The sequence below is a fragment of the Helicobacter winghamensis ATCC BAA-430 genome (assembly GCF_028751035.1).
In the GTDB taxonomy this organism is placed as follows: Bacteria; Campylobacterota; Campylobacteria; order Campylobacterales; family Helicobacteraceae; genus Helicobacter_D; species Helicobacter_D winghamensis.
Genome location: NZ_CP063533.1, coordinates 348794 through 372961 on the forward strand (window position 1 = coordinate 348794; position 24168 = coordinate 372961).

21 protein-coding genes are annotated in these 24168 nt (G+C 35.8%); 9 read left to right on the plus strand and 12 right to left on the minus strand.

The genetic code is table 11. The features are described from left to right. Window position 1: 1 nt before the first annotated feature. A complete protein-coding gene (locus IP358_RS01805; protein ID WP_248613347.1) occupies window positions 2–1312 on the plus strand; it encodes a sensor histidine kinase in 1311 nt (436 codons plus the stop codon). 25 nt (window positions 1313–1337) lie between these two features. Here IP358_RS01805 and IP358_RS01810 read toward each other — a convergent pair whose 3' ends face one another. Both IP358_RS01810 and IP358_RS01815 read right to left on the minus strand, forming a co-directional pair. After that, window positions 1338–1886 carry a hypothetical protein gene (locus IP358_RS01810; protein ID WP_006801986.1) on the minus strand — a complete coding sequence of 183 codons (549 nt, stop codon included), beginning with the start codon at window positions 1884–1886 and terminating at the stop codon, window positions 1338–1340. A gap of 10 nt (window positions 1887–1896) precedes the next feature. Then, the gene (locus IP358_RS01815; RefSeq protein ID WP_370525623.1) at window positions 1897–3813 is read right to left on the minus strand and encodes a hypothetical protein; all 1917 of its coding nucleotides are present in this window, start codon (window positions 3811–3813) and stop codon (window positions 1897–1899) included. 185 nt (window positions 3814–3998) lie between these two features. On the opposite strand from IP358_RS01815, the gene flgE reads away from it, so the two are divergent. Both flgE and htpG read left to right on the plus strand, forming a co-directional pair. Continuing rightward, complete coding sequence (gene flgE, locus IP358_RS01820; RefSeq protein WP_006801984.1) at window positions 3999–6275, plus strand: flagellar hook protein FlgE; 2277 nt, start codon at window positions 3999–4001, stop codon at window positions 6273–6275. Window positions 6276–6527: 252 nt separating this feature from the next. Continuing rightward, on the plus strand, window positions 6528–8402 hold the full coding sequence (gene htpG, locus IP358_RS01825; RefSeq protein ID WP_006801983.1) for a molecular chaperone HtpG: 1875 nt from the start codon (window positions 6528–6530) through the stop codon (window positions 8400–8402). Between the two features lie 173 nt (window positions 8403–8575). On the opposite strand, the gene corA is transcribed toward htpG, so the two are convergent. From corA to IP358_RS01850, 5 genes are all read right to left on the minus strand, one after another. Then, the gene (gene corA, locus IP358_RS01830; protein ID WP_006801982.1) at window positions 8576–9532 is read right to left on the minus strand and encodes a magnesium/cobalt transporter CorA; all 957 of its coding nucleotides are present in this window, start codon (window positions 9530–9532) and stop codon (window positions 8576–8578) included. Between the two features lie 79 nt (window positions 9533–9611). Further along, window positions 9612–10820, minus strand: coding sequence for a phosphoglycerate kinase (locus tag IP358_RS01835; RefSeq protein WP_006801981.1), 1209 nt, complete (start codon window positions 10818–10820; stop codon window positions 9612–9614). Between the two features lie 66 nt (window positions 10821–10886). Then, entirely contained in the window at window positions 10887–11897 is a 1011-nt protein-coding gene (locus tag IP358_RS01840) for a sensor histidine kinase (protein ID WP_006801980.1), read from the minus strand. Between the two features lie 2 nt (window positions 11898–11899). Then, window positions 11900–12223, minus strand: a complete 324-nt coding sequence (locus IP358_RS01845; protein WP_006801979.1) for a rod-binding protein — start codon at window positions 12221–12223, stop codon at window positions 11900–11902. 9 nt (window positions 12224–12232) lie between these two features. Then, window positions 12233–13315, minus strand: a complete 1083-nt coding sequence (locus tag IP358_RS01850; RefSeq protein ID WP_040498260.1) for a flagellar basal body P-ring protein FlgI — start codon at window positions 13313–13315, stop codon at window positions 12233–12235. Between the two features lie 154 nt (window positions 13316–13469). Between IP358_RS01850 and IP358_RS01855 the strand changes: the two genes are divergently transcribed. From IP358_RS01855 to IP358_RS01880, 6 genes are read left to right on the plus strand one after another with little or no spacing between them, the layout of a single operon-like run. Next, window positions 13470–14114 (plus strand): hypothetical protein, encoded by a 645-nt coding sequence (locus tag IP358_RS01855; protein WP_006801977.1) that lies wholly within the window; start codon window positions 13470–13472, stop codon window positions 14112–14114. Then, a complete protein-coding gene (locus tag IP358_RS01860) occupies window positions 14108–14941 on the plus strand; it encodes a DNA-methyltransferase (RefSeq protein ID WP_040498259.1) in 834 nt (277 codons plus the stop codon). The genes IP358_RS01855 and IP358_RS01860 overlap by 7 nt, the downstream gene beginning before the upstream one ends. Window positions 14942–15001: 60 nt before the next feature. Continuing rightward, window positions 15002–15349, plus strand: a complete 348-nt coding sequence (locus tag IP358_RS01865; RefSeq protein WP_006801975.1) for a hypothetical protein — start codon at window positions 15002–15004, stop codon at window positions 15347–15349. 25 nt (window positions 15350–15374) lie between these two features. Continuing rightward, window positions 15375–16043 carry a response regulator transcription factor gene (locus tag IP358_RS01870; protein WP_006801974.1) on the plus strand — a complete coding sequence of 223 codons (669 nt, stop codon included), beginning with the start codon at window positions 15375–15377 and terminating at the stop codon, window positions 16041–16043. Next, window positions 16034–17272 carry an ATP-binding protein gene (locus tag IP358_RS01875; protein ID WP_006801973.1) on the plus strand — a complete coding sequence of 413 codons (1239 nt, stop codon included), beginning with the start codon at window positions 16034–16036 and terminating at the stop codon, window positions 17270–17272. Before IP358_RS01870 ends, IP358_RS01875 begins: the two co-directional genes overlap by 10 nt. An 8-nt stretch (window positions 17273–17280) precedes the next feature. After that, complete coding sequence (locus tag IP358_RS01880) at window positions 17281–18228, plus strand: Ppx/GppA phosphatase family protein (protein WP_006801972.1); 948 nt, start codon at window positions 17281–17283, stop codon at window positions 18226–18228. Here the strand turns inward: IP358_RS01880 and IP358_RS01885 are convergent. From IP358_RS01885 to IP358_RS01905, 5 genes are read right to left on the minus strand one after another with little or no spacing between them, the layout of a single operon-like run. Next, entirely contained in the window at window positions 18149–19078 is a 930-nt protein-coding gene (locus IP358_RS01885; RefSeq protein ID WP_006801971.1) for a DMT family transporter, read from the minus strand. The two genes, IP358_RS01880 and IP358_RS01885, sit on opposite strands and share 80 nt — an antisense overlap. After that, window positions 19066–20544: a sugar phosphate nucleotidyltransferase gene (locus IP358_RS01890; protein WP_006801970.1), complete on the minus strand. Its 1479-nt coding sequence runs from the start codon at window positions 20542–20544 to the stop codon at window positions 19066–19068. Before IP358_RS01890 ends, IP358_RS01885 begins: the two co-directional genes overlap by 13 nt. Continuing rightward, window positions 20541–21659, minus strand: a complete 1119-nt coding sequence (locus tag IP358_RS01895; RefSeq protein WP_006801969.1) for a CDP-glycerol glycerophosphotransferase family protein — start codon at window positions 21657–21659, stop codon at window positions 20541–20543. Before IP358_RS01895 ends, IP358_RS01890 begins: the two co-directional genes overlap by 4 nt. Next, window positions 21656–22153: a hypothetical protein gene (locus IP358_RS01900; protein ID WP_101357047.1), complete on the minus strand. Its 498-nt coding sequence runs from the start codon at window positions 22151–22153 to the stop codon at window positions 21656–21658. The genes IP358_RS01895 and IP358_RS01900 overlap by 4 nt, the downstream gene beginning before the upstream one ends. Further along, window positions 22150–24126 carry a motility associated factor glycosyltransferase family protein gene (locus IP358_RS01905; RefSeq protein ID WP_101357048.1) on the minus strand — a complete coding sequence of 659 codons (1977 nt, stop codon included), beginning with the start codon at window positions 24124–24126 and terminating at the stop codon, window positions 22150–22152. Before IP358_RS01905 ends, IP358_RS01900 begins: the two co-directional genes overlap by 4 nt. Window positions 24127–24168 lie beyond the last annotated feature (42 nt).

Sequence of the window (24168 nt, forward strand, 5' to 3'; positions counted from 1 at the left end):
AATGGCAAAATTTAAAATGGATATGAGCAAAAAAACCGCTTTTAAGATTTTGGCATTGTATATGCTAACAAGTTTTGTTTTTTTGGCACTTGTGTTTTATGGCTGGTATGGCACAAAGAAAGATTCCATTGTAGAATCCAAAATTAACACGCTTTTTGAGAATGCGCATTCTTTGGTGGTGTATTTGTATGAACAGGTGCAAAATTCCCTCTCTAAAGACTTAGATTATAAAAAGCTTTTAAGCTCTGCACATAATGAACTTGGAATTTCTTTTTTGCTTATTAAAGAGAATGGAGAAATCCTTTTTAATGCATTAGAAAATTTGCAAAATCCTAAACAGATTCAAGCGATTTTAAATGCACAATCTCTTTTAAAAGCTCCAAATCATAGGGGCGATAAAATTGTGCTTAAAGAAGATACAATGTATCTTATTACACAGCGTATAGGCGGGAGATTCTGGCATTTAATGCAGCAGAGTTTTAGCAATTCTAAAATGGAATCTAAAAACAATATTTATATGCTTGTGTCTTCAAAGGGTATAAAATCTGAACTTTATACTCTTCTTGGTGTTATCTTTGCAAGTTTTATTGCCGCGCTTTTAGCAATCAGTTTGGTTGCGTATTTTTTAGTTTCTTTGAGTCTTAAGCCTTTAAAAGAAAAAATCCAGCAATTAAATGCGTTTATTAAGGATTCTACACACGAGATAAACACGCCTTTAAGTGTAATTTTGATGAGTGTTGAGCGTATTAAAATGTATGAGTTAAGCACACATCAACAACAAAAATTTGAGCGTATAAAACTAGCAGCACAAACACTAGAGCAGATTTATCAAGATTTGCTTTTTTATGCTTTTGATGAAGCAAAGGATTTAAAATTAGAAAATGTTGCTTTAACACAATTAATCGCTGAACGCATTGCGTATTTTGAGCCATTTTTTAAGAAAAAAAACATTGCAATTTGTTTTTCTTTAGAGCTTGAAAATAGTGTAGAGAGTGTTATAAGTGCAAATTACAGCAGAATTGTGCGTGTGGTGGATAATCTTTTAGATAATGCCTTAAAATACACGCAAAGTGGCGGAAGCGTGGAAGTTGTTTTGGGCGAGAATTTTTTAAACATAAAAGATAATGGTTGTGGAATCCCAAAAGACAAAATGGATAAAATTTTCAAGCGTTATTACCGCGCAAATGCTAATCAAGGTGGATTTGGAATCGGACTTGCCCTAGTGCAACAAATTTGCACGCTTTATAATATTACAATCACTTGCAAGAGCGAAGAGGGCAAGGGAAGTGAGTTTAGATTGCAGTGGAATTAGAGGCTTGCAGCACTTTAAAATCTTACTAAAAGATATTTTCACGCTTCCATAGTAAAAGGTTGGAATCTAGTAGTTCTTCATTGATTTTTATAGCTAGATTATTTCGCATTTCAAAAAAGTGGTAGAAAAGATCTAAATCCTTGCTTGGTATTACGCCTTTAAGGTTGTTTTTGGCAAAGCCTTTTGTGCCTTTGGTGGTTTTGGTGCGTGTGATTCTGCTATCTTTGCCCTCTAAGTCTTTGAAAGCATTTGTATCTTTTCCCATTATAGCATTTGTGATGTCATAAAAGCTGTCGTTATAATCTTTGTTTTGATAGTAAGGATTTGCGTGATAGTATTTAAAGATTTCTAGTGCGGCGTTAAAAAGGCTTTTAGCTTCTTTGCTAAAACTAAATTGCTTTAAAAACTCTCTAAAGTCAAAGGGTGGGAGTTCTAAATTTCGCTTTTTCTTTTGCACTTCAGGCGTGTCTAAAACACTTATATCATAGCCGATAATCTCGGCACTATCAGGGTAAAGCACATTTAAGTCATTATGCTTACACGCTCCACCTAAGTCTTCAGCACTAAAGGGCATAATGTAGTTTTTAAGAGCGACTAATTTGCCCCCCCCCCCCGTTAGTAACGGCTTTATTTGTGAAAGCCATTCTTAAATAAAACAAAGAAAAAGCTATGGAATCGTTAAATAATTCTTGTGGTATCTCGCTTATTTTGCCCTTTAAGACATAATCATTGCGTTCAAAATATTTATGATGTGTGTTAAAATTTAAGCCTTTAGAAAGTAGGCAATATTGTAAATTTTCAGTTGTAATTGGCGTTTGATTTTTGCTTGGCTTATTTGTCATATTGATACTACTTTCAAGATAACTATAATTCCCCAAAATCATTCCCTTTTGATTCTGTTTTATCGCTGTATCTATCTCTTTCACTAAACTTGGTCTTTCTAGATCATAGGTGTAGGGTTTGAGATAATTAAAGCCCACTTTATCTTTCTCATAACGCTTGGCGGTAAAGGATTTATTATTGATTTCATCGCCTAAGTGTTTGCTAAAAATCATTTGAGAGATACTCCAATCACTTAGATTAAAGGTTTTAGCTGTGCTAAAAATATGGCTATACATTTTTAGCTTAGAATTTATGTAGTGTTTTATCTCATCACGCATAAAAGATTCGCTCATATAATAAAACACAATGACTTCAGGCTCTAGCCTTAAGACTTTGTTAAAAAAGCTTATGGCTTTATTTTCATTTCTGCCCTTTTGTCTTTGATAAGGTGGATTCATAATTACCATTAGCTTTTTGTTTTCTCTTTTTACAATTTCGGCTATCTCTAGCTCATCGCCCCCGTGTTTAAATTTTGGCTCATTAGAATTTTCTAAATAATCAAATTGCACCACATTTTCAAAATCCTTAATCTTACAAATATCCACATCTTTAGAATCTAATGTGCTTAAGTAGCATTGCTTTTTTATCTCTTTTGGGAATTGATTTTCTAAATTGCCCACGCCACAGCAAGGGTCATAAATGATATAGTCTTTTAAGTCTGTTTTAGAATCTTTGCAATACTGCTCTAAAATCTTGTTTTGCTCACTCACAAAGAAAAAGGGTGTGTATTCTCCGCCTGTGTCTTTGCGGTATTTATCGGTATAAAGCAAATGCGATTCTTCTAAGATTTTTAAAAATTCATCTTTTGCAGGTGGGCGTTTGTATTTGTCCCAAAAGGCTGTATAGGCTTGTAGATTTGGGATAGTGTAGAATTTTTCATTTTTATCATCTATAAATTTTACTTCTTGTTTGTTTTCGTTTATTTCTATGCTAAAGGCGTTTAGGTCTGTGCCTTCTCGTATTAGGGGCTTTTGTGAGCCTAAGTCTGTGCCTACGATTATAAGGCTGTCTTTGTATTTGGTGTTGTTTAGCATATCTACCAAAAAGAGATTGATTAAAATTTGTTCGTTTTTTATCTCATTTTTAAAAGTTAAGGCTTTTTTCCACGCGTGAAAAATGGTTATCATATTTTTAAGCGTGATAGAGATTTCTAAATCTTCTCTTTTGAGTAAGTTGGCATAAAACTCTTTAATCTCATTATTTACATATTTTATGATTTTCGCACTTTGTCTTAATCTATCGTTGATTCTATCTATCGCATCGCGTGTGGGATTACTTGGAGTTTCGCTCTCCCAATGAAAGTCATTATTAAACATCACAGAATCATCTAAAAGCTCAATAAACTCTAAAATATCATTGCCATTTTCTTTATAGATTAGGGCTAGGTGGTTTAGAATCTGTTTTTGCTTTTTATTGGTTAGCACGACTTGGGCTAGGGCTTTTGCTCTTTCTTGTGGGTTTAGGGTAAGCTTTGCTTCAATGTATAAAAGCGGACTGCCCTTTTTATCAAGCAGGATAATGTCTATTCGCTCATTATCATATTTGCAAAGCTTGGGGTTAAAATACTCTTGGCTAAATTTGACTTTGTAGTCTATCTCATCTTGTGGTTGTTTTATCATTTAAACTCCTGCACCCTTAAAGTTTGGTATTGTAGTAGAAAATGCTTTAAACTCTTGTTGTTTTTAACTCTTTTTAGTCTTTTAAAATTTCTAAAAATATGGAATCTAAATTTAATGGAGCTGTAAAAGTTGGAATAGTAATTGCTTGATTCTTTGCAAAATACTTTATGTTTAAAGGATTGCAAATGTTACGATCTTTATGGTCAGGCGTTAGTGGTATGCAAGCGCATCAAATTGCATTAGATGTTGAGTCAAACAATATTGCAAATGTCAATACAACGGGCTTTAAATATTCTAGAGCAGATTTTTCTACTATGGTTAGTCAAACAAAGCGTTCTGCTACGATTCCTTATGCTGGTTATGGCGGGGTAAATGATTTTTCTGTTGGGCTTGGAACTGGAATTGAAACAACAACTAAAATTTTTGAGCAGGGTTCTTTGCAGAATACTGATAGAAAGGGAGATTTGGCATTAGAGGGCAAAGGAATGTTTGTTGTTAGTAACAATGGCGGATATTCTAATATGTATACAAGAGATGGTGCATTTATGTTTGATGCAGTAGGGAATCTCGTAAATACTAGCGGTTTTATTGTGCAAGGTTGGGTTAGAGATTTATCTAAACTCAATTGTGCGTGTGGAAGCGATTCTTTAAATCGTGTGGATTCCACAGGTCCTGTTGGGAATATTACCATTGATCCACGCCTTACAATCCCAGCTAAAAAAACAGGTGTGGTTGTAGGGAATATCAATTTAACAAGTGGGAATAAAACAGAAAATATCGGTTGTCCAAGCCCACTTGATAGCTCAAGTGCGAATAATTATGTAGCAGGAGGCTTAGATAGGCTTTATGATACCTCAGATAAGCAACACGAAATCCCACAAGATATGGGAGTAATGTTTAATGACGCTGGGGAGGCTATGCGCTTGCAAGAAGGACAGGGGATTTGGATAAGTTATCAAACAGCTACGGCAGAGCCTTTGGAGCTTGGAGGAAACATACCAGCAGGTGCGGTTACAACAACAGTTAATATTAATGGGCAAGAAATCACTTGGACAAATGATCCTACTGCAAATGGTTCTAGCCACTTGTTAGCCGCGCAAAGAGCGATTAATAATTATAAAGACAAAACAGGTGTAGAAGCAATCATACAAGGCGACACATTAGTTTTGCAAAACAAAAATCAACTTGATGGTGATGGTAGAAATAAAAATATCCGTGCAACAGGATTTAATAACGGAATCTTTGATGGTGGTGGTTTTGGGGGTAATGATGCTGATGCAACCGTTACCACTGCTTTTGAATACAGATATAGCAAGCAAACAACACCAAGCTTAGATGATGGGCAGTTTAGAAGCACAGAAGATTTGCGCATACTTATGCAGCACGATGCAAACCGCGTAAAAGCCTTTGGTGGAGATTCTACTGCTTATGGGCAAGCGGCAGGGCAAAATGCAGGTAGGGTTCCAGATAACTATGGCGAGAGTGCTTATGGAGTTAAGATTACTTTAAATAGTCTTGGACAATTTGAGATAAATAACCAAGATGATGGGATTAAAGCAAGTGCAACAGCTGGTCCGGGTGGATTCCACAATCCAGAATTTGATAGCTTAAATATCTTTGTTTCTGCCTTTAACGATGAAAACAACACAACAAATGTGCTTTTCAAAAATCAAATGAAAGCAATGAATACAGGTGTGCTAGTAGAAGGCGGACAAGTTACAACAACAGCGGGTTTAAGAATGGCTACATTTGCACAAACTGTGGATATTTATGATAGTTTAGGAAATAAACACGAATTTACAATGCAGTTTGAAAAAGTGGGAGATTCAGAATGGAGCTTCCGGATTATTGTGCCAGAGCCAGCAGAACTTATTGGCTCTAGTGCGCAACGCCCAAATATTTTAGAAGGCGGTAGTGTAACCTTTGGGGAAAATGGAGAGCTATTAGGGGTAAATCCATCTAGCATTCAGTTTAAGCCAAATACAGGGGCTTCATTCCCACAAAATATTGAACTAGACTTTGGAAAAGGCGGTGGGTTTGATGGACTTACAAGCACTTCTAGGGAATCCCAAGCACAAAATGTTAATGGTGATGGCTATGCTTCTGGCGTTTTGAAAGAATATTATTTTGACGCAACAGGAACTTTAATAGGAAGTTTTGATAATGGGCAAAATCTAGCTTTAGCACAAGTGGCAATTGCAACATTTGCAAACTACGAAGGGTTACAAGAGAGCGGAAGCAATCTTTTTGCAGAGTCAGCAAACTCTGGACGCGCAACAATAGGAACGGCTGGAACAGGTGGTCGTGCTAGTGTTGCAGCATCTAAGCTTGAGATGAGTAACGCAGATTTAAGCCGTGGTCTAACACAGCTTATTGTGGTGCAAAGAGGATTCCAAGCAAACTCTAAATCTATTACCACAGCCGATCAAGTGCTAAACACACTGCTAGGCTTAAAGCAGTAATTAAAGACTTTCTTGCTTTGACACTTCTTAAAATTGCAACTCCATAACTCTGCGGAGTTGCAAAACTTCGTTTTCTTATAACTTTTGCTTTTATCATTTATTTTTTAATCCCATTTTTAAAGGTTTATAGTAGCTAAATATAAAATATTATTTTTATTAAGCTAAATAAAGTTGATATTAGTAATATAAAGGTTATTGATTTTTTCTATTTTTTTGCTATAATGCGCGAAAATTTTTCAAAAAAGGATATTTATGGCAAAACATACTTTTCAAACCGAAGTGAATCAACTTTTGGATTTAATGATACATTCTTTGTATTCTAATAAAGAGATTTTTTTGCGTGAGCTTGTGAGCAATGCTTCAGACGCGCTAGATAAATTGCAATACTTAACGCTAACAGATGAGAAACTAAAGTCGTTAAACTTCACGCCTAGAATTGACATAGCCTTTGATAGTGAGAAAAACACGCTAACAATTAGTGATAGCGGTGTGGGTATGAATGAAGCGGATTTAATAGAGAATTTAGGAACGATTGCAAAGAGTGGGACAAAAAACTTTTTATCAAAACTTAGTGGCGATAAGAAAAAGGATTCCGCACTTATTGGACAATTTGGTGTTGGGTTTTATTCTGCTTTTATGGTGGCAAGCAAGATTATAGTAACAACCAAAAAAGCAGGGGAGAGTCAAGCGTATGCGTGGATTAGTGATGGGAGTGGGGAGTTTGATATTGAGCCTTGTGAGAAAGAATCGCACGGAAGTGAGATTAAGCTATATTTAAAAGATGATGAAAAGGAATTTACAAGCCGTTGGCGTATAGAAGAGATTATCAAAAAATACTCTGATCATATTCCTTTCCCTATTTTCTTGCATTTTACTGAGAGCAAAAGCGAGGGTGAAGGGGAAAATAAAAAGGAAGTCATAGAGCAAAAATGCGAACAAATCAACAAGGCTTCAGCTCTTTGGCGTGTGGCAAAGAAAGATTTAAAAGATGAAGAATACAAAGAGTTTTATAAAACTTTGAGTTATGATTCTAGTGAGCCACTTTCTTGGATACACACAAGGGTGGAGGGGACTTTAGAATACACAACTTTATTTTATATTCCACAAACTGCGCCTTTTGACTTGTATCGCGTGGATTATAAAAGTGGCGTGAAGCTGTATGTGAAGCGTGTGTTTATTACCGATGATGATAAGGAGCTTTTACCGCCTTATTTGCGTTTTGTAAGGGGGATAATTGATAGCGAAGATTTACCGCTTAATGTAAGCCGTGAGATTTTGCAACAAAATAGAATCCTAGCTACGATTAAATCTGCTTCTACAAAAAAGATTCTAAGCGAGATTGAAGCTTTGCAGAAAGATACAGAAAAATACGCTAAGTTTTATAAAGAGTTTGGTAGATGTTTAAAAGAGGGTGTTTATAGCGATTTTGAAAACAAAGAAAAATTATTGGAGCTTTTGCGCTTTAGTAGCACTAAGAGTGAGGGTAAAGAAATTTCTTTTAAAGAATACAAAGAGAGAATGACTGATGGGCAAAAGGCAATCTACTATCTGCAAGGGGAGAATTTGGAGCTGCTTAAGAGCTCACCTTTGCTTGATGCGTTTAATAAAAAAGGCATTGAAGTAATGCTCTTTGGCGATGAGATAGATGGAATCGTAATGCCTATGGTGCAAGAGTATGATAAAACACCATTGCGTGCGATTACTTCTAAGGAAGCTTTGGAAGATTTAGGAGAAGCTAGCATTGATGATCAAACACAAGAGAAATTTAAGGGCTTGTTGGAGACTTTCAAGGAAGCTTTAGGTGATGAGGTGCAAGAAGTGCGCTTAAGTGCTAGATTAGTTGATGCACCCTCTTGTGTGGTAGAAGCTGATGATCAAAATAACGCAATGTTAAAAATGATGCGTCAAATGGGAATGCAAGGGGATATGCCAGAGTCTAAGCCGATTTTAGAGCTTAATCCTAATCACGCGATTTTAACAAGTCTTTTAGAGAGCAAAAATAGTGAGAAAACAAAGGAAATTGCGCATTTATTGCTTGAAGAAGCAAAATTGCTTGAGAGTGGTAAGCTTAAAGATGTCAATGCGTTTGTAAAACGCCTAAATGCTCTGTTGCAGGCTAGTCTTTAGTTTAGGTTAAAAAGTTGGAATCTGTTTTTGGATTCTAACTTTTAGATAGTTTTTGCATTACAACTTCTAGGATTTTAAATTTTTCAAACAAGAAAAAGCAACTTGAAAAATGCAAACATTTTTTCTTCCTTATTGTCTGTAAAATTTAAAATCCCAAAAATTTAGATTCCATATTACAGCCATTTTTTCTTTTTAAAATACAGAATCGGAAGAACGGTTGAGATAATCATAACACCTAAAACTATGGGATAAGAATAAGTCCATTCAAGCTCGGGCATATATTTAAAATTCATTCCATAAATCGTTGAAATTAGTGTTGGAGGCATCATTGCCACAGTTACAACAGTGAAAATTTTAATGGTTTTGTTTTGCTCAATGTTAATTTGGCTAGAAAAGAGAGTTTGGATATTGTCTAAAATATTCATATTAACATTGGTAAATTCTACTAGAGAGTTAATATCTTTTAGCACAATTCCTAAATCTTTTTTGACTTCTAAATCGGCTTTATTTGTGCGTAAAAGTGCAGTAATTGCAAGTCTTTTGTCAAAGAGGCTATCGCGCAAGCTTAGGTGCATTTCTTGTAAAATAGATAAATTTTCTAATATATCATCACCTAGCTTTTTATCAAACACAACTGCGCGGCGTAAAAGACGCGTTTGCTTGGCGATACTCTCTAGCATATCCGCATCTTTTTCTACCCTTAATTCAAAGATTTTTGAAATTAAATCAAATCCATCTTCAAAGTTTTTTGGGCTTGCAAGCACGCGTTGTTGGATTTCATCAAAGACTTTAAACTCGCTATAACGCACGGTAAAAAGGATATTGTGTGTAAGCAAAAAAGTAATGGTTTCATTGTGTAAAATATTCTCTTCATTAGGGCGCGTTAAGAAATAGGTGTTAATAGTTACGCTCTCGCTATCTTCCCAATAACGCGCGGATTCTTCAATTTCTTCCCTTTCTTCTTTGGTTGGAATATCTAAAAGATAGGTTTTTGAAATATAAGCAATTTCTTGTGCGCTTGGGTGCAGTAAGTCAATCCAAAGCACATCAGAGCTTGCGTCAATGGCTTCTATGGATTGAATGCTCTCCCTTACAACCATTCCATTGCGTTTAATAAATAGATTTAACATTATTGCTCCTTTAAGATTCTAAAGGAGAATAATCCCCTTTAGTTTAGCGTTTTTAGAATATTCTGGGGTTCGTCCATTCTTATACTCTTTTATCTAAAACTTCAAATGCTGGAAGCACTTCACCTTCTAGTAACTCTAAGCTTGCTCCACCGCCTGTTGAAGTGAAGCTCATACTATCTTTATTTCCTGCTTTATCTACTGCATCTGCTGTATCTCCACCTCCAATAATACTATAAGCATAGGTATCAGCAATCGCGTGTGAAATACTAAAAGTTCCGCGTGAGAATTTTTGCGTTTCATAAGCCCCAAGTGGTCCATTCCAAACAATTGTTTCACAATCTTTAATCACTTCATTAAAGAGCTTCACGGTTGCTGGTCCTATATCTGCTGCCATTAGATTATCTGGAATATCTTGTGCAGGGATAATTTTCACTACTTTTGGATCTTTAATATCATCAGTTGCTACAACATCTACGGGCAGATAAATTTTTACGCCTTTTTCTTTAGCACTTCTTAGAATGCTGCGAGCATCTTCAAGCAAGTTATCTTCGGTCAAAGAAGCCTTTGTATCATAACCGATTGCCTTTAAGAAAGTATTGCTCATCGCTCCACCGATGATGATTTTATCCACAACATTTAAGATAGAATTTAAAAGCGTGAGTTTAGAGGATACTTTAGAACCGCCAACAATCAATAATAGTGGGCGCAAAGGATTAGAGAGTGCAACAGCAAAAGAATCAATTTCTTTTTTTAGGAGTAAGCCGGCAACTTTTTCTTGCGCATATTGTGCGATTCCATAGGTTGAAGCGTGCTTGCGGTGAGAAGTTCCAAAGGCGTCATTAACATAAACATCACAAAGGCTTGCAAGTTTTTGGGAGAGAGCAGAATCGTTTTTTTCTTCGCCTTCATAAAAGCGGATATTTTCTAGTAAAACAATGCTACCATCTACAAGCGTATTTAGCGTAACTTGCGCATTTTCTAAGCTATCTACAAAGACAACATCTTTTGAAAGCAAGCGTTCTAGGCGTTTTAAAATGTTTTTTAAAGAAAAGGAATCGCTTTTGCCTTGTGGTCGCCCTAAGTGGCTAACTAGAATGATAGATTTTGCGCCATTGTCAATGCAATAATTAATTGTAGGAATTGCTTCGCGGATTCTTGTATCATCACTAATATTAAGTTCGCTATCCATAGGGACATTAAAATCTACGCGGATTAAAACACGCTTGTCTTTAAGATTGACTTCACGGATGCTTTTTACATTTTGCATTTTTTGGATATTTTCACTCATATTTACCCTTTTTTATAAAATAGTTAAGGGAATCTTAACTAAAAATGCCTTAATCCTAAGCAAAATTTAGGCGTGTGGGATTTTTATTGCGAAGCCTTTTTTGCCATTTTGTAAGAGTGTAATGCTTCCATTGTGTGCTTCAATGATTTGCAAAGAGAGTGCAAGCCCTAAGCCATTTCCTTTTAATTTAGTGCTTTTAAAGGGTTCAAAAAGAATCTCTGGATTTTCAATAGGCTTGCCATTATCATAGATTTCAAAGAGTGCGTGTTTATCTGTGTTATAAAAGTTAATCTCTACAAGCCCTTTTTCGTTTTCGCCCTCTTCAATGGCGTCAATGGCATTAAATAGGAAATTTTGTAACACAATACAAAGCAAATCAAAATCCGCTTCAAATTCTGTTTTATTAAACTTAAAATCAAAAATAATATCTTTAGAGTAAGTGTAGTGGCTAATGGATTCGTTAAGTTCATCTTCAATGTTTTGAGAATCAATTTTGCTTTTATTGCAATGCACGCCTTTTGAAAAAAGCAAAGTGGCTTTTACAATGCGTTCTACGCGCCAAATGGATTTTTTAATCTCTAGCACAAGGGACTTGTTTTTTAAATCCACGCGATTAATAAGTGTAGAAGCGAGTAGGGCAACAGAGCCTACGGGATTGCGGATTTCGTGTGCTAAGTGGGCGGAGATTTGTCCCATAGAAGCTAAGCGTTCTTTGCGCTTCTCGCTTGTAATATCAGTGGCGGATATTATGCGCTTATTGAGCTTGGTGTTAGATTGCACAAGATAAACTCTGCTGTTTGGAAGTTCAATTTCTTGGCGATTATTTTGAGAGAAATCAAGCTTTTCTAAGAGTTCTGGTATTTCGCACGCTAGGCTGTTTTGATAAAAAATCTCACCTTCTTGCTCTAGCACCCAAATCGCTGTTGGCAAGACATCTAGCACTTCTTCAAAGAGCGCTTTTAGCTCTACAAACTCTTTTTCTACTTCATAAGTTTGTGTGATAAGCTTTTTTAAACCCTTTGCAAAGGATTCCTTATCACTACTGCTTAAGGATTCTAATAAATGTTCATCAATCACGCTTAAGCCTTGATTCCTTGTTTGCCTTGTAAGTCTTTTAGGTAATCAAAGAGTAAATCACTAAAGCCAAAGCTACCACTTAGAGATTCTGAAAGCGTATCGCGATACATTGATTCATAAATATCGTGTCCGGGAGCTTTTGGATAAAGTGTATCGTCCATTTTTAAAGAAATATCTAACATTTGCTTTAAAATGAGTGCTTCAAAGGCATCTGTTTGCTCTCTTAACCTTGAGTCATCATCTGTTTTTTGAATGGTTGGTGTAGATTTTGCCGCGTTAAGTAATTCCTTAGAATATCCACTAATTCCATTAAAATCAATTTGCATTTTTATCCTTTAGATGATCTCTAAGTCGGCGTTAAACGCGCCTGCTTTTTTCATTGTTTCTAAGATAGCAATCATATCTTTTGGAGTTGCTCCCATTCTTTGTAATGCTCTAGTTACACTTGAAATTGTTGGGTTATTTTGTGCGCTTACCATTGCTTCTGTTGCGCTAAATGTTGCTCCATTGCCCATATTTACAGCTTCTGGGTCGTTAATTGCTTCATTGCTTACTTTAATGGTAATATTATTGTGCGTAACAACTACGGGTGTAACTTCTACGCCCATTCCTGCGATAATTGTGCCTGTGCGTTCATTAATAATAATTTTATCTTCTTTAATGGCGTCAATATCAATCTCTTGCACGCGTGCTAAAAACTCTACCATACTCATTTCTTGTGGGCGTTGGAGTTTGATTGTGCGCGGGTCAATGGCTGTTGCAATAGGGGCTTGTGTGCCTTGTGTTTGCCCATCTTGTGAATTTGAGTTTGCAAAGGCAGCATTAATGCTTCTTTGAATGCGGATTGCGTTTTGGAAATTAGATTCCTTTAAGCTTAGTGTGGCGTTGATTTTATTATATAAATCATAGCTAACCTCTCTCTCCACTGTTGCTCCATTTGGCAAAACACCAGCTAAGGGGTGGTTCGCGCTTCCACCTCTCTCGCTTTTGCCTCCGATTCCTACTGCGCCTTGTGCCACAGCATAGATTCTACCATCTAAACCACTAAGTGGAGTTAGAAGCAGTGTTCCACCTTCAAGTGATTTTGCATCGCCGATACTTGAAACTAAAATATCAATCTTATCACCTTGTCTTGCAAAGGCTGGGAGTTTTGCAGTCACCATAACAGCAGCGACATTTTTAGAGCTAATATCGTTTGCATCTACCTTTACATTAACGCTATCTAACATATTTGAGATAGATTGCATTGTAAAAGCTGAAGTTGTTTTATCTCCTGTTCCATTTAAGCCAACAACCAAACCATAGCCAATAAGCTGGTTATCACGCACACCTACAATGTTTGCTAAATCACTCACTTTTGCGCTAAAAGCTGGGAGCGTAACCATAACGCAGAGCATTAAGAGTTTTGTTATTTTCATCGCGTAATGTCCTTATTTCGCTAAAATCTTTTAATGTTTAAGCAAGAAGCATTCCAAAATTACTTATTAAATCTTTCTTTTTGTCAAACTTGCTTGCGTATTTTTTAAGAGATTTTAGCTACAATGCCTTAATTTTTGGATATAAGGTAAATCAATGACGCAAAATTTACAAGAATTGATTAAAATTTATGCTTTAGATTCTCATATCAATTTTAGCACGCATTTGCTTGGGCAATCAAAGGATACTTTGATTGCGTTATTAAGCGAACTTCTAACACTTTATATTAATGATAAGAATAGCTCTACAATTAGGGAGATTTTAAGTGTCTCTCTTGCGGGATATACGCATAATACAGAAAAAATTGGATTTAATGGTTTTAGGCAAGATAGTTTTGGTGAGCCTATTAATTGTGAGGCAAAGCCTAAAAATATTCGTTCTAATTCAACAAAAAAGTTAAATGGCGGAGGGAATTTTACTGATTATACTTGGGGGAGATTTAATAGAGACAAAGAATCTCATTTAAATTTAGTTATTAGCGGATTTGTAGATGGAAAAATGCTTTATTGTTTAGAATTCCCTTTTGTATCCACTAGTTTTTTGACACATTTACAGGAGCAACTTACCAAGAGATTTCCAAATGGAGATGTAACGGGGCAATATTTGCGGAGTGCAAGCTTTAGCTTTAAGCACTATAAGGACGCGCATATACGCATTATTTATGTTTGCAAAGAATTAGAAATTTATCAACAATTTTTAGAAAAAAGCCTTTTTAAATTTCTAAAGGATTTTGTATGTTAGTGTGTGGAGATGCACTAAAAGAATTACAAAAATTACAAAGCAATAGTGTGGATATAGGAGTAACTTCACCACCTTATAATAAACAAGAAAATAAAAAAGGCTGGCTTGTCAAAAATGTGATTTATGATGCTACAAGTGACAAGCTAGATGAAGAATATTATCAAAAGAGTCAAATTGCGGTGCTTGATGAAGTGTATAGGGTAACAAAAGAGGGAGGAAGCTTTTTTTATAACCATAAAATTCGTTGGGAAAAAGGCAGATTAATCCATCCACTAGAATGGATAGTAAAAACACAATGGAATCTAAGACAGGAGATTATCTGGGATAGGGGGATTGCAGCAAATATTCGTGGTTGGAGATTTTGGCAAGTTGAAGAGAGAATTTATTGGCTACAAAAACCAAAGGGTAAAAACTTAATTGGAGAAGAGTTGCAAAGTAGGCACGCACTTTTAAGCTCTATTTGGCGCATACGCCCAGAGAGCAACAACGCTCACCCAGCTCCTTTTCCGCTTGCTTTGCCTTTGCGTTGTATATTTTCTATTTTAAATGAAAAGAGTGGGGTTGTGCTTGATCCTTATTGCGGGAGTGGCACAAGTGGCATTGCAGCAAAGATTCTAAATTGTGAATTTATAGGGATTGATAATTCTCAAAATTATTTAGAGTTTGCAAAACATAGAATTGCAAATTATAGAGACTATATCCAAGAAGCGCAAAATGAGTTACAACTCCATAAAGTTAGGGAGAGTTTTAAAGAGAAAAAACAAAAAGGTAAAACAAAAAATAGATTTCTACCAACCACATCCTTATTTAATACTGATATAAATTAATTCTACTTCTTAATTAAGAAGTGCTTGGATAAAATCACATAATTTATATTAAGGGGATTTATGCGCTGGATTCTATCTTTGTGTTTTATTGTGCAATTTATGGGTGCAAAGGAGATTACTGAAGCCTTGCAAGCAATGCAATTTGATACAACAAAGCAAGACTTATTAAGAGAAGCAGTGGGGGAGTTTTATACACAAAAGCGCGTGTATATGCAAAACAATTATCGCATTAGGGATAAAATGCTCATTGCCCTGCAACAAAAAGAAACAAATCTTACGCGATATGTGGAATCACTAAAAGAAGTGAGTGAGCAATACATTTTAGCGAAGATAGCTTTTTATCGTGAAGTAGTTGGAATCTTAGGGGAAAAACAGACTGAAAAATTGATAGAAATGCTTAATGAGTGAGTGTTGAAAAACTAAGGGAAGGCTAATGTATAAGATTTTAATCGTAGAAGATGATTTAGAAATGCAAAAACTTTTGCAAGATTATTTGCAACAAAGCGGAATGGAAGTTATCACCACAGATAGCCCAAACACCGCGATAGAGTGGATTAAACAGCAAAAAGGATTCCATCTAGCTGTGCTTGATATTATGCTACCTGAAATGGATGGCTTGGAGTTGTGTGAGAGAATTAGGGAGATAAGCGATATACCTATTATTATGTCTTCTGCGCGTGGGGATATTAGTAGCAAAATGCTAGGTTTTAAAAATGGGGCTGATGATTATTTGGCAAAATCTTATGAGCCTTTGGAGCTTGTTGCGCGCATTAATGCGTTACTTAAGCGATACACAAAAACGCAAAGCATAACTTATAAGGACTTAGAGATTGATTCAACAAAACGCAAGGTAAAGGTGGAAGGAATCGCTATTGAACTAACTCCCGCGGAATTTGAAATTTTAAATTTGCTTTTTTTACACAAGGGAAAGCCCTTTTCGCGCAATTCCTTATCGCAAGCTATTGCAAGCATTGCTCCTGATTCTTCGCTAAGAAGCATTGATACACACATTAGAAACCTAAGAGCAAAGCTAGGTGATGATGCTAAGACGCCAAAATACATTCAATCTGTTTGGGGAATAGGATATAAATTTTGCGATTAAGAAATTGGATTCCACCTTTATTTGTGCAAATTTATTTGCTGTTTGTGCTATCGCTTGGCATAGGTGGAATCGTAACTTATCTTGCAAATCTTAATACGCTAAAAAAGAATGAAGAAGCTATTTTGAAGCAAACCACATTTTTTGCGCAACAATCTCTAATGGAGCTAATGCGCGGTGATATAGCGCGCGTAGAAAGGCTAATTAATGCATTTGAGTTTAAGCCTATTAAAGCACTTCCGTCTAATGCGCAGATTTTAACACAGAGTAAAAACACTTTTGGACTAATGCAAGTTTTTAAGGTGCAACAAAATTATGGATTCCATCTTGAGTATTTGGGAATGGAATTAATTGCATTTAGGGATTTTAGCGTGGAACTTGCGGATAATGGCGGGTTAAATGTTTGGATATTTTTAGATTTTTTGGTGCTACTTTTAACTTTTTCTATGATTTTGGCTTTATTGCACCCTTTAAAAGTTTTGCAAAGTGGCTTAGAAGAGTTTAGTCAAGGAAATTATCAAACTCACATTCCTGTGCCAAAAGAACCACAGCAAGCAAAACTTGCGCGAAGTTTTAACACAATGTGTAAAAAGATTTCTAAGCTAATGCTAGCAAGGGAATTTGTACTAAGAAATATTGCCCACGAGCTAAAAACGCCTATTTCTAAGGCAAAGCTAGCTTTGGAGCTTATGCCTGAAAATCCACAAAAAGGCTTAGTTAGCAAATGTATTCATCATCTTGATAATTTAAGCAGTCAAATTCTAACTTTTGAGAAAATTCAAGAAGGCAAGGATTTGCTTCACTTAGAAGATTTTGATGTAGAAACTCTGTTTCTTAGGACTTTGGAGCAGTTGTTTATCGAAGAAGATTTAGAGATTATGCTTGAAGAAAATTTTAAAATCCGCGGAGATTTGCAGTTTTTATCCATTGCTTTAAGGAATCTTATTGAAAATGCGTTTAAGTATAAAAGTGGTGGAAAGGTGATTTTAAGGGCTTATGTGGAGAATGGGGAGCAGAGAATTGCTGTAAAAAACAATGGAGAAGCCTTGCAGCAAGAGATTGCATACTATCTTGAGCCTTTTTCACGCGATAAGGAACACGCGCTAATTTCTGGCTATGGGCTTGGGCTTGGGATTGTTAAAGGCGTGCTAGAGTTGCACCATTTTAAGCTAGAGTATTTTTACAAACAGGGTGTGCATTGCTTTGTGATGAAGTTGGAATCTAAAGTGTAAGGGGAATAATGGAAATTATAGGGATTGATTTAGGGAGCAATTCTTTGCGCGGTGTGCGTATGAAAGTGATTGAAAACTCTAATGATAGGGAGTTTGTAGTCTTAAAAGAGTGGGATTGCACGGTGCGGACGGCAGAGGGTTTAGAAACAAGTGGTGAGATTTGCAAAGCAGCAGTTTGTCGCATTGTAGATGGCTTGTTGCAAATGTGCCAATCCCTAGAAATTGCTAGTGCAGATAAGGTGGTGGCGCTCACCACGCAAGCAATGCGTAAAGCACGCAATAAAGAAGCAGTTTTGCAAGAGATTTTTGAAAAAAGTGGGATTAGATTCCGCGTTGTTAATGGTGAAATGGAAGCAAAAATCACAACTCTAGCCCCAAAAATCGCACTAGAGAAGTTAAAGGTACAAAACCCAAAATACGATAAAGATTGCTTTTTGCTAATAGATATGGGGGGAGCTAGTAGCGAGTTTGTCGTGTGTGGTGTAGAAATGGAGCTTGCAAAAAGTTTTGAAATAGGGATTGTGAGTGCAAAAGATAGATTTAAGAGTGTGGAGAATTTAAAGGCGCGTAAAGATGAGTTTTTAAGGGAGATTGTGGAGTTTGTGGAGTCTTGTAAGAAAAAGGGAGCGATCCCAAAGTTTCTTGTGGCAAATAGTGGCACGCCAACGCTTGTGTGCGCCTTTAAACTTGGCTTGGATCAATATGATTCTAAGGCAGTGTTTGGGAAAACTCTTGTAAGGGATGATTTTGAAGCAATGTTGCAGGAGTTTTTAAGGCTTGATAAGGAATCGCAAATCGCGCGTTTTGGGGAGTTTAAGGCTGATGTTGTGCCTTTTGGAATCGCGCTATTTACTTGCTTTATGGAAGCCTTAGGGTTTAAGGAATGCTTGGTGGTTGATGAGGGTTTGCGCGAAGGAGCTGTGATAGCTTTTGTTTTAGGTTTTTTGAAATTTTAGATTCTGCTAAGATTACCCCAAGCAGTGTTAAAAATGCACCAACTAAGGCTAGCATAGAAAGTCTTTCTTCTAAAACAAAAAAGCTAGTAATAATGGTAATAATAGGCGTTAAATACACATAAATATTTGTCTTTACCGCACCAATTAATAATGTGGCGCGATTCCATAAAAGAAAGCATAATCCTCCAGCAAAAAGTGATAAAAAAAGTAAGTTTAAGGTAACTTTTAAATCTAGCAAATTTGCTAGATTTGGCGAAAAATCCAAAAAGAAAAAGCTAGGTAGCATTCCTAAGATTCCATAAAAGATAATGCGCCTTGTAACTAGGATGAGGTTATTTGCTTTTTGCATTATTTTAAGGATTAAAAGCGAGTAAGCTGCCCAACCAAGTGCTGAGAGAAATGCTAGTGTATCACCTAAAGGATTAAACGCAAATCCCCCTTCTTCGTAGCTCAAAAGCACAATTCCGCTCATACACAAAACAAAGGCGGGAAAAAAGACAAAAGAAAGTTTTTCAATTTTTAAAAAGTTTGCAAGCAATGCAGTAAAAAGTGGCGCAGTTGCGATAATGACACTAACATTTGAAGCCTTAGAAATATCCATTGCAAGATTTAAGAAAAGATTATAAATTGTGATTCCACAAAGTCCAGCTAGTAGGAAGTAAAGCTCGCTTTTAAGGGCTGATTTTAAAAGTCTTGGGGCAATAAGAAGCAAGAAGCAATAACCAATAATAAATTGTAAAAATAACAGCTCAAGTGGGCTAAAGACTTCTAAAAGAATCTTAACGCTCACATAAAGGCTAGACCACAAAAATACGCTAGCAAAGGCTAGAAAATGCCCTAATGCACGCATTGTAATTCTTCTAGGGTGCAATGCAAGCGCATAAGATATTCCCTACCTAGTGGAATGCAATCATAATACCAGCTCCACAACGCCCACACATAGCTAGAGAGTAGCTTGCCTTGTAGAATTTCCTTGTAGGTAAGATTTGACACTAGCTTTAGGATAAGCCTAATTTGTTCTTTGCTCAATTCAAGTTCGCCTGCTAGATTTCCAAACTCCCAAATGGGAGTGCAAAAGCCTGCAAATTCAAAGTCAATAAGTTTGATTGTGGAATCTTGTGCATTATAAAGAATGTTTGGAAGCTGTAAATCTCTGTGACATAGCACAGATTCTTTTAAATCCGCCTCTTTTGCAATTTGGGTGATGATTTTGTGCTCTTGTTTGCTTAAAAGCGGGATCTTGGCTAGGGATTCATATGTCTTAATCTCATTACTTAAAAGAATTTTTGAAAAGTTAGGGTGGTTTTTGTGCTTAAAGTTGTGCAAGGTTTGGATTGTGCTAATAAGTTTTTCTAGTGTGGCTAGGTTTAGCTGCTCTCTTGTTAGAGGCTTATAGACTTGTAAAAAAGTTGTAAGTTTAATATTGCTTGGATAAAACTCTGCTTGGGGTGTGATGTTCTCTCCTAAAAGCTTTGTGATTTTTTGTTCTTGCTCTGTGTTAATGACTGCATCTCTGTTGTTGCGTGGAATCCTAATAACTTTCTCTTCTCCTAAAAATTTGATTTTATAATTAATATTTGTAACACTAAAAAGTCTTGTTGCTTCATTGTCATCAGCACATTGCTTTGCAATTTCTTCTGGAGTGATGAGTTTAGAAACAAGGGCGTCTTCAAAAGAGTCAATTTCGGTATATAAGGAGTCTAAACCAAAAACATAAAAGTTAATTTTATCCATAGATTTTAAAATACAAGCTTCCCAATATTCGTTATCATCACATTGATTTAGGGAATTTTTTATAACTTCTAAATCTTGCTCATTATCAAAAAATGCGATTCCATCTCCATAACCGCTTGTTGCATTTATATCAATATCTAAAAGCTTACAATTTTCATCTGTGATATATCCCCAAGAAGGTGTTTCGTGCAGAATCTTTTGTGCTAGAAATTGTGAAGCACCCCATTTGATTTGTGTTTCAAAGGAGTCTTGAAAGGTGCTTGTTAAAAATAAATCCCCATTTAAAATAAAAGTGCCTTTTGTGATTTCCTTTTGCACGCATTTTAAAGAAGCAGCGGAGTTTGTGGAGGCATAGTTTTCAAACACCACTTTTTTAAAATTCAGCTTTTTTTCTAGCAGGTCAAAAAGATGGTGTTTATAGCCTGTAACTATGATAATTTCATCTATTCCACATTTTCTTAAATGCAAAATCGCATTTTCTAAAAGGGTTTTCCCTTTAATTTCCAAAAGGGGTTTAGGCTTGTTGAGAGTTAAAGGGCGTAATCGTGTGCCTTGTCCAGCGCACAAAATAATGGCTTTCAAAGTTTGCCTTCCAAAATCTCTTCAATATTTTGCAAGATTGCTTCAACGGAGTGTCCAAGATTATACATATTTTCATCACGCAAGGCTTTAAAATATTGTGCTTCCTTGGTAAAGTCTATATTGTCTAAGAATGTTTTAAGTTCTTTTAGATTTTTTGCGTGATGATTTTCTAAGATATAACCCCCGTCATTTTCTAAATTAGAATCTAGGGGAGTTGGCATAAACATAAAACTAGGTCGTAAAGTGGTGTAAGAATAAGTAAAGCTTGTGGTGCTCCAATCTGTGATTAAAAAATCTGTGGAGTTAAAAAATGCATTCCCCATATTCGCATCAATGCTAAAGCGTGCTTCTTCTGCGAAACTTGCATTGATGAGTCGATAGAAGTAGTGCCCTATGCTGTAATTAAGAGGGTGGGCACGATATGAGATATTGTAATTTGTGTTTTCTAAAAGCCATTCTAAAAATGTGATTTCACTTCCCGCAAAGGCATTGATACGCGCATTTCTGTCATTTTCAACATAGCGTAATGTTGGCGCATAGGTTATTGTATTTTTAGGAGTATATTGGTATTCTTGCAAGGCTTTGTCAAGTTGTGGGTATCCGCTTGGAAGCAGTTTAACTTGTGGATTGCCTTTTAGGCGATATTGAAAGCCTTGCATTGCTGTTTTAGAGGGAACAATAATATAATCCATCGTAGCCGTTGCACCACAAACGCAGGTTGCACGATGGGGAAAATAGATTCTTTTTGCGCGTTTGCTTAAAAATTCTCTATCAATTCTGCCATCTTCATAGCCTACTTGATCTGCCACAAGAATCAAATCAATTTCTTCAATATCAACATTAGGATAATAAGTTTGATTTGCTTCTGTAACTCTCCAAGGAAAAAACACATTGTGATGTCCGCTTTTTTCAAAATCATCATTTAAAACTCTATCAACAATAGTGATAACATTATATTTTTCTTTGAGTTTTGTAATAAGATTTCCAAATTGTGAGCGATAAGTGGGATAGTAAGAAACCACAGCAATATTTTTCTTATCCTTGCTAATAAATCTTTGAATATGCTCTTTTGAGCGTTGATTGAACTCCTCTAGAAGTTTTTGTTCTTCTGTCATAATAAATCTCCCTGTAAAAATTCTGTGATTTCTTTTAGTTTGGAATCTTTTGTGAATTCTAATGCGTTTAATGTGGCTTTTAGCTCTTTTAATGAAGTTGTAACAAAGGCAATTTTTTGAAGTGCTGCATAGAGTCTATCATTGCCAAAATCAACGGTGGTAAAAGCAGGAAGATATAAAAGACTAGGTTTTAAAAAAGACAAGCTAAAGGCTAGGGTAAGATTGGAAGTATCTGTGATTAAAATTTCTGCCTCTTTTGCTTTTTGCAAGTTTGAAATTTGTGTAATAGAGCAATAATCTAGGGCTTCTAAAATAACCTTATTGTATTTTGTGGGAGTTTTTGAGTGGGGTAGATAAAGGATTTTATTATGCCCCCCCCCCCCACATTTTTGAGTATAAAGTATTTCTAAAATTTGAAGATCATATGTGCAAAGGCAGTTTGCGTGAAGCAAGTCAAAATCCTCTCTAAAAGATGGCGCATAAAGGATTGTCATTTGGAATCCTTTTTGTAATCTTCTGCTAACTTTTCAATTTTTTCTAATTCTTCTTTGCTAAACCAGCTTTTAATGGCGCGTTTTGCTACTTCTAGCGTTGCGTCCATTCCGCCAGCAAGAGAGAAAAGCCAAAATTTATGCGCATAGAGCCAGTCAATTTGTTTGACTTGCTTTTCAATGAGTGTATGCACTGGACGCACAACGATTTTAGCAAACTCTAATTCTTGATGCACAATATAGCTTTGCACTGCATCGGAGAAAACTTTGATAAAAATATCTTCTTTGAAAAAATCTTTAATATCATCAATTTTTTCTAAAATATCTCCTATTTCTTGAAAATTGATTTCTTCTAGTCTATTCTCACGATTAAGGTGTTCTAATTCCTCTGTCATTTTAACCACTCTTAAAAAAGTATCCTCCACAACTTTTTTTGTTTTGTAGCCATATTCTAAGAATTCTCTAACTTTTTCTTTAATATGTTTTTGGGAGTTCTCAATTTCTGTTTTTGTCGGGGGTGTGAGTTTAATTTGCTCTTTTTTAATTTTAGGCAAAGATTCTAACACTTCTTTAAAAGGAATCTCTTTAGTTCCAGAAATTTTAGCTCCGCCCTCTGTTGCATTAATAACTTCGAGTGCGTAAGGGGTTTGTGCAATATCCTTTTCAAAGAAGTTTAAAAACATATTCCAAACCCTGCTTGTTTCAACTACGCCTTCTCCTCCATAAGCTGGCACAAAGATTTTATCAAAAATATTAGTTGCGGGTTTATAATGCTCTTCTTTTTCTCCAAAAATAGCATCTTTAGAATGCGTTTTACCATCTTCGCCAAAGGCTAAATCTTGTCCGATAAACACACATTTTTCAAATTTACAATGCACCACAAGTTCATATGCCATATTAGCTGCGCTCATTCCAATCCCTGCATAACCATAATCTGCTAAATCAAAAAATCTTGTGTAGCCAAAGGGGCGCATACTATATGTTTTAATTCCTTTTGTAATTGCGGAATCTGTGGCTTTATGCACAATGCTTGTGAGCGCAAAAACAATTCCGGCTTGTGCTTCTTGTGGAGTTTTTAGAAAAAAGTCTGCAGTTGGCTCTACGCGTTCTAGTGTTACAACAACATCAGGTTTGATTCCGTGTTTGACAAGAATAGGGAAGCTTGCATCCACGCTAAAAATAGTGATTTTATCTGCGTGTTCCTTAAGCAAAGGAAGTTGTTTGTATAAAGAAGGTCCAGTGGATACAATCACCGCTGTGCTTGTTGTTTTTGCGCTTTTAACAAAATTTTTTAACGATGGGGTTGTAATCATTGTAGGGAGATTTTGCAAATGGTGTTCTAATCCAATTAGTGCATCTGCAGAATCGTTGCCAACAGCGATAATATGATGTTCTAAGCTTCTTGTTAGGATTCCATTAATTTTTAAACATTCATCAGAGTAGCGTCCATAGTAACTGTTGAATAAATGGAGATTATAAATGCGCGAGTAAATCCATTGCCCATCCAAAACTAAAAATTCATCAAGTTCTCCAAAAGTTGTTGTGTTTGTCCAAAAGATTAGGAATTTTCCATTAAGAATTTCCTCAGAAAAATCCGCAAAGTTTAATGCAATGTAAATTAACTCTAATTCTGGCTCAAAGACAAAAACCTTTTGGATAGATTTCTTGTGTTCATTGAGTAAAAGCCTATAAAAAACGCCATTTCCGCAACCAAAAAAGTAAAAAAATGGATGGAGTTTAAAAGGTTCAAATTCTTTCATCTTATCCAATGTTTCTTCTAGTGGGCTTTTTTGATAGAGAGCAACTTTATTTTCTTTATCATAAATATTGATATTAAGGGGATCTTCGCCAATATAGACTTCGTATTTTTTATTGACTTCCAGCGTTTTTAATTGCGCAGCAAGCAAAGGATTAACTTTTAAAAGAGCTTCTATGTTTTTATCAAAACGAGGGTTTAGGGATTCTTCTGTTTGCATAATATATCCTTAAAATAATGCGATGGTATGGAAGTATTTTAG

Excerpts from the sequence above, each read along its gene's own strand:
- IP358_RS01835 (WP_006801981.1), bottom strand. The coding sequence starts at position 10,820 with ATGAGTGAAAATATCCAAAAAATGCAAAATGTAAAAAGCATCCGTGAA.
- flgE (WP_006801984.1), top strand. The coding sequence starts at position 3,999 with ATGTTACGATCTTTATGGTCAGGCGTTAGTGGTATGCAAGCGCATCAA.
- IP358_RS01815 (WP_370525623.1), bottom strand. The coding sequence starts at position 3,813 with ATGATAAAACAACCACAAGATGAGATAGACTACAAAGTCAAATTTAGC.
- IP358_RS01860 (WP_040498259.1), top strand. The coding sequence starts at position 14,108 with ATGTTAGTGTGTGGAGATGCACTAAAAGAATTACAAAAATTACAAAGC.
- IP358_RS01880 (WP_006801972.1), top strand. The coding sequence starts at position 17,281 with ATGGAAATTATAGGGATTGATTTAGGGAGCAATTCTTTGCGCGGTGTG.
- corA (WP_006801982.1), bottom strand. The coding sequence starts at position 9,532 with ATGTTAAATCTATTTATTAAACGCAATGGAATGGTTGTAAGGGAGAGC.
- IP358_RS01905 (WP_101357048.1), bottom strand. The coding sequence starts at position 24,126 with ATGCAAACAGAAGAATCCCTAAACCCTCGTTTTGATAAAAACATAGAA.
- IP358_RS01870 (WP_006801974.1), top strand. The coding sequence starts at position 15,375 with ATGTATAAGATTTTAATCGTAGAAGATGATTTAGAAATGCAAAAACTT.
- IP358_RS01810 (WP_006801986.1), bottom strand. The coding sequence starts at position 1,886 with ATGCCCTTTAGTGCTGAAGACTTAGGTGGAGCGTGTAAGCATAATGAC.
- IP358_RS01855 (WP_006801977.1), top strand. The coding sequence starts at position 13,470 with ATGACGCAAAATTTACAAGAATTGATTAAAATTTATGCTTTAGATTCT.
- IP358_RS01850 (WP_040498260.1), bottom strand. The coding sequence starts at position 13,315 with ATGAAAATAACAAAACTCTTAATGCTCTGCGTTATGGTTACGCTCCCA.
- IP358_RS01865 (WP_006801975.1), top strand. The coding sequence starts at position 15,002 with ATGCGCTGGATTCTATCTTTGTGTTTTATTGTGCAATTTATGGGTGCA.
- IP358_RS01895 (WP_006801969.1), bottom strand. The coding sequence starts at position 21,659 with ATGACAGAAGAACAAAAACTTCTAGAGGAGTTCAATCAACGCTCAAAA.
- IP358_RS01900 (WP_101357047.1), bottom strand. The coding sequence starts at position 22,153 with ATGACAATCCTTTATGCGCCATCTTTTAGAGAGGATTTTGACTTGCTT.
- IP358_RS01805 (WP_248613347.1), top strand. The coding sequence starts at position 2 with ATGGCAAAATTTAAAATGGATATGAGCAAAAAAACCGCTTTTAAGATT.
- IP358_RS01845 (WP_006801979.1), bottom strand. The coding sequence starts at position 12,223 with ATGCAAATTGATTTTAATGGAATTAGTGGATATTCTAAGGAATTACTT.
- IP358_RS01885 (WP_006801971.1), bottom strand. The coding sequence starts at position 19,078 with ATGCGTGCATTAGGGCATTTTCTAGCCTTTGCTAGCGTATTTTTGTGG.
- htpG (WP_006801983.1), top strand. The coding sequence starts at position 6,528 with ATGGCAAAACATACTTTTCAAACCGAAGTGAATCAACTTTTGGATTTA.